The organism is Halorubrum sp. SD612, assembly GCF_002135005.1.
In genome coordinates this window covers 1-3,473 of the sequence record NZ_NEWI01000218.1, presented here as the reverse complement: position 1 = coordinate 3,473, position 3,473 = coordinate 1, and the positions used below count along the sequence as shown (strand labels likewise).

Annotated in this window: 4 protein-coding genes and 1 pseudogene; 2 read left to right on the top strand and 3 right to left on the bottom strand. The window is 66.1% G+C overall.

Annotated features, from left to right (window positions below; translation table 11 throughout):
* Window positions 1-133 precede the first annotated feature (133 nt).
* The gene (locus tag B9G38_RS15340) at window positions 134-586 is read left to right on the top strand and encodes a DUF5799 family protein (protein ID WP_086220952.1); all 453 of its coding nucleotides are present in this window, start codon (window positions 134-136) and stop codon (window positions 584-586) included.
* A 28-nt stretch (window positions 587-614) separates the two neighbouring features.
* Here B9G38_RS15340 and B9G38_RS18395 read toward each other — a convergent pair whose 3' ends face one another.
* From B9G38_RS18395 to B9G38_RS18645, 3 genes are all read right to left on the bottom strand, one after another.
* The gene (locus B9G38_RS18395) at window positions 615-764 is read right to left on the bottom strand and encodes a hypothetical protein (RefSeq protein ID WP_198945716.1); all 150 of its coding nucleotides are present in this window, start codon (window positions 762-764) and stop codon (window positions 615-617) included.
* Window positions 765-856: 92 nt separating this feature from the next.
* Entirely contained in the window at window positions 857-1,567 is a 711-nt protein-coding gene (locus tag B9G38_RS18650) for a hypothetical protein (protein WP_233127240.1), read from the bottom strand.
* 196 nt (window positions 1,568-1,763) lie between these two features.
* A complete protein-coding gene (locus B9G38_RS18645; RefSeq protein ID WP_233127239.1) occupies window positions 1,764-2,993 on the bottom strand; it encodes a hypothetical protein in 1,230 nt (409 codons plus the stop codon).
* 144 nt (window positions 2,994-3,137) lie between these two features.
* Here B9G38_RS18645 and B9G38_RS15330 point away from each other — a divergent pair.
* A pseudogene (locus B9G38_RS15330) lies at window positions 3,138-3,473 on the top strand (aminoglycoside phosphotransferase family protein); the annotation flags it as partial.

The window sequence follows — 3,473 nt, the reverse complement described above, 5'->3', positions numbered from 1 at the left end:
CGCGGGCGGCGCGTTCGACGGCCTGCGGCGTTCGTGAGCCGACTCGGTCGGCTCGGCTCCGGCGCGGCCGGCGCCGCCCCGCCGCTCGTCGCGGGGGAACGGACTTTTTACTGCGACCGCCGAACGACCGCGTATGAGCGAGTGGACCGACGCCATCGTCGGCGAGCGAATGACCGTCGACAACCAGTTCAACGAGCGCGTCGCGGCGTCGCGCTTCTCCAGTCAGGAGTGGGGACTGATCATGACGGCGACAGAGTTCGAGATCGAGGACGCCGACGACTCCGAGGCCGCGCGCGTCGTCGCGGACACGTCGAGCCTCCCCGCGATCATGCCCGAACTGGAGAACCTCCGGTCGCAGATGGCGGGGATGGGAGGCGCGCCCGGGGGCGACTCGGGCGGCTCCGGCGGCGGCGTCGTCGACTCGATCAAGGGCGCGCTGGGACTCGGCGGTGGCGGTGGCGGCGGGCCGTCGGACGAGGAAATAGAGGCCGCCGAGCGGCTCGTCCAGGAGTACGCCGACGAGCTACAGGCGCACCTCGAGGAGGTCGGCAAGTGGGAGCAGGTCCGCGTCGCGTATCAGGAGTAGTTGGTAGCGAGGGGCGCTCGCCGCCGCGTCACTCCACGTCGCTGCCGCGGAACAGCGTGAGTTCCTCCGCCTCGTAGATGTTGATCAGTTCGCTCACGAGTTCGTCGTACTCCTCGTCGTCAACTCGGAGCGCATCCAGTCGTTCGACCGTCTCCTCGTCGAGATGGATCTGAGGCATAGGTGATGATTCAACGTGCGGGGTATAAAAAATGGCAACGATATTTGGAGTTTAGACGGTCGTCGGCTCGAACAATCACTCGGGAACCTGTGTCAGTCGTGACACCGAGACTCGTCGGAAACATTCTCCGCTCTGTTGACGTCCGAGCCGTCGCGCGCGAGTGCCTTTCGGGCCGACTCCTCGACGTCTTCGACCGTCAGATCGGTAGTTGACGACACGAATTGCCCGTTGAGGAACAGCGTGGTGTCGGGTTCTCTCGACAGGGCGACCACTACCTCCGAGGAGAGGACCGGTCTCTCAGCCGGGTCGCAGCCGGTGAGCCGAGTCTTGTTGTGGAAATGATCGTCCACGAGCTCATACTCCGACCCGATCCACGAGGAGGGACAGAGCACCGTTCGAAACGAGATGCGATGGTTCGACTCCGCCGTCGACTCGACGAAAACGAGCCGAGGCAGCGGTGGATTTGGCGGCGAGACGTTCGTGGCGGGGTCACCCGCGAACCGGACAGGGAATCGGCCGTCTAACCGTAGCATACCGAGGGATGTGTCGAGCGGTAAGCCCTCCGAAGCGAGCAGTTCCACGAGAGTTCGGACCTGCTCGTCCGGGATCTCCCCGTCGATCGCTGCGCCCCCGGTGCCGCCTCGCTGGACCGCGTCGATTCCGGGGGCGATCCGTCGGCTTCCTTCGAAGACGCTGACGGCCGGGGCGGATCGCTCGTTTCCGGACTCCGGCGAGGGAAGATCGGCGAGGTCGTCACTCGTGACCGGCGTTCCCTCATCAAGCGAGAGGTCACAGAGCAGCAAGTCGACCGACGGGTCGGAGAGGACGTTCGCGACAGCGTCGGTAGTCGGCGCTCCGAGGACCGAAAGCGATCCGACGCCTGCGGGTAACGACGGGGTCGTGAGCGCCCCGCGCAGCCGTCGCGCTCGCTCGGCAGAGCGGACGAGGAGCCTGACGTTCGCACCGTCGCTCTCCGAGGAGGTCCGCTGAAAATCGTGTTCATAACCCGCTGGAAGCGCCGCGGCGGTCGGGGATCGGCTCCGACGCGGGGTCAGCAGGCCGGTCGTCGCCGAAGGTCCTGAGGCCGCCGGTCGGCCGGTCCGCTGTCGTGAGATCGAACGCCCCCGTCGACTTGGACGGATCCGCCGATTGGCTGACCCGGACGGGTGCGAGGACGTGCGCGAGGTGCGGTAGGAGTTCGGCAGCCGCAGGCGTGGGACGGAGCACCGCCTCGGTCGCCCACGGAGGCGTCTGCGGTTCGACGGATCCAGGATCGACCTCTAGGTACTCCATTAGCCGCTCGCTCGTCGAGCGGTCAGCGAGGTTCGGTGGGTAAAACGGGAGCAGCGGTCCGACCTGCTCGTAGCCCTCTCTCTCGGAAATCGTGTATCCGTCGGTCCGGACGAGCGTGTCAAGGAAGAACCACGTCCGTAGCAGTTCCTCCGCGCGCCGTTCGAGCCGTCGCCCGTCTGTCGGAAGGGGTTCGGTGTACCCGTTGTCGAGTCGGATCGCCGGGGTCTCTCCGATTGTCATCCGCGCGCCGAGGTAGTAGGCTAACGTCGACAACCGGTACACGTCTGCGTAGGTCGGTCTGACCGCGACTTCGATACCCGTGTCTGGAACGGTCAAGGGGCTCGGAATATCGAGGGACTCCCCTCGCCTGATACGGGGCGGATGTCCCCGCAGCGTCGGCCAAGACCGCTCCGCAGAGAACTCTCGGATAGACGAGCCCAATACCGATACCGCCTCCGCGATCGCTGCCGGCTCATCCGGGACGGTGATAGTCGCTTCCGGGCGCGAGTGAAGCGACCGGGCGCCGACGCTGACGGTCGTCGGGCGATCGACCGACACTTCGACCGGGTCGGGGCCCTTGATTTGGCTGACAGCAAGGTCCGCGTCATCGACTCGAACGATCGCCTTCGTCGCACCCGTAATCTCGATACAGTAGGAATCCCTCGGGAGCTGTATCGATTCGTTCGGACGGGCGACGAACTCACCACCACCGTCACGGACGACTACTGTCGAGTACTCCGGGATCGCCAGCGACTCCGCCTCGAAGCTGACGGCGTTGTCGACCGGCGACGGGAACAGTTCCGGAAGCGCCGGCGAAAGGTTCGGCTCGCGGTCAACGTGGAGGGGAAGCCGGTTGCCCTCGATGACGTCGCGCACGGTCAGCGTCGTCCCGTCTATTTCGAACGCGACACGTTCGTCAGATGACCCGTCGTTCACTGGACCCTTCTGGTTCGTCAACACGTATGAAGTTGTTGCTGATCGCCGCTATTCAAGATTCTCACGCGTGCTAGCTGTCGTTAGGAGCCACGAGAGTGCGTCACTGACAACAATCTTAACATCGATCGAACCGGACGTGAACGCATGAACGACGCCGAGTCGGAGCCGATCGAGCGGGCCGTCTCGGCCGCGTTTCCGGACCGCGAGGTCGACCGGTTGACGGACGTCGGTCCCTCGTGGAACGGCGCCAACGAGACGGTCGGCGTCGTCTTCGACGACGGCGGACGAGCGTTCCTCAAGGTCGCGCTCGCCGACGAGAGCCACCGGCTCGGCCGGGAGCGCGCCGTGCTCCGGTACGTCGGAGCGCACGGGCACCTCCCGGTTCCCGGGGTGCTGGCGGCCGACCCCGGCGGCGACCCGGCGTACCTCGCGACGGCGCCGGCCCCCGGGAGGGAGCTGTTGGGCGTCCACGAGGGCGCG